This is a genomic window from Veronia nyctiphanis (assembly GCF_004116385.1).
Classification (GTDB): Bacteria; Pseudomonadota; Gammaproteobacteria; order Enterobacterales; family Vibrionaceae; genus Veronia; species Veronia nyctiphanis.
In genome coordinates this window covers 1-918 of the sequence record NZ_PEIB01000098.1, presented here as the reverse complement: position 1 = coordinate 918, position 918 = coordinate 1, and the positions used below count along the sequence as shown (strand labels likewise).

The 918-nt window shown below is 46.0% G+C and carries 1 pseudogene; it reads left to right on the top strand.

Annotation, left to right across the window (positions count from 1 at the left end):
* A pseudogene (locus tag CS022_RS24585) lies at nucleotides 1–898 on the top strand (IS3 family transposase); the annotation flags it as partial.
* Nucleotides 899–918: the final 20 nt, after the last annotated feature.

The following is a 918-nucleotide window of genomic DNA, read 5'->3' as shown; positions in this document are numbered from 1 at the left end:
GCGGTGTACTTCGCAAGCCAGTCCGACTGAGGTACGCCTTTATCCGTGCTCACCAAGCGATTTGGCCTGTCAGGTTGATGTGCCACGTCCTCGACATTCATCCCAGTGGTTATTACGCATGGGTTCAACACCCTGATTGCCATCAGGAGCGGCGGCGGAAGTATCTTCTCGGACGCATAAAACAGTTCTGGCTTGAGTCTGGTGGTGTCTATGGCTACCGGAAAATTTACAGCGACTTACGAGATGACGGAGAGTCCTGTGGAATTAATCTCGTTCATCGTTTGATGAAACAGGAGGGATTGAAGTCTCAACGAGGATATAGAAAGCCTCGTTCTCGTGGAGGGTCTGAAAATATAGTCGCCGCCAACAAGCTGGCACGGGCGTTCAATCCTACAGAGCCCAATAAGTCATGGGTGACAGATATTACGTACATTAAGACGCATGAAGGCTGGTTGTATCTGGCCGTTGTCATTGATTTGTTCTCAAGGCGTGTGATTGGTTGGTCGATGAAAAACCGAATAACGAAAGAATTGGCATTGGATGCTCTGTTGATGGCCATTTGCGTCGCTCGCCAATCGATAAAGTACTCGTTCATTCAGACCAAGGAAGTCAATATACCAGCCATGACTGGGACAACTTTTTGTCGCAACATGACTTAGAAGCCAGTATGAGTAGAAAAGGCAACTGTCATGACAATGCCGTTGCTGAAAGCTTCTTCCAGTTGTTGAAGCGAGAACGTATCAAGCGAAAAACTTACTCAACAAGAGAAGAGGCACGGGTGGATATCTTTGAATATATTGAGATGTTCTATAACGTAAAACGTCGACACAGTTCCAATGATCAAATGTCACCTGTAGAGTATGAAAAGCAGTACAAAGAAAGGCTCAAAAGTGTCTAGTAAATCGGTGGCTATTCAAT